Origin of the sequence: Ammonifex thiophilus, from assembly GCF_003368535.1 — a bacterium.
Taxonomy (GTDB): domain Bacteria; phylum Bacillota; class Desulfotomaculia; order Desulfotomaculales; family Ammonificaceae; genus Ammonifex; species Ammonifex thiophilus.
Window position 1 is genome coordinate 1 of the sequence record NZ_QSLN01000106.1, and the last position, 240, is coordinate 240.

A 240-nucleotide genomic window follows, 5' to 3' on the forward strand; every position below is an offset into this window, starting at 1 on the left:
AGCATTACGAGCTACATGATGTTGAGCGGATCTACCTTTGTGGAGACGGGGACAGGTGGATAAAGAGGGGTCTGGAGTTTTTACCGAAGAGCGTATTTGTGCTGGATCTTTTCCACCTGGATAAATAGCTTTAGGGAAGGACAAAGAGGCATATGGAGAGATTTGGGCAGCCTTGAGGCGTGGTGATCGGGTGGGGGTAGAGAAGGTACTGAAGGGAACGGCGAGGAAGGCGGAGACTCC

Annotated in this window: 1 pseudogene; it reads left to right on the forward strand. The window is 51.7% G+C overall.

Annotated elements, in window-relative coordinates:
* A pseudogene (locus DXX99_RS11265) lies at positions 1–240 on the forward strand (UPF0236 family transposase-like protein); the annotation flags it as partial.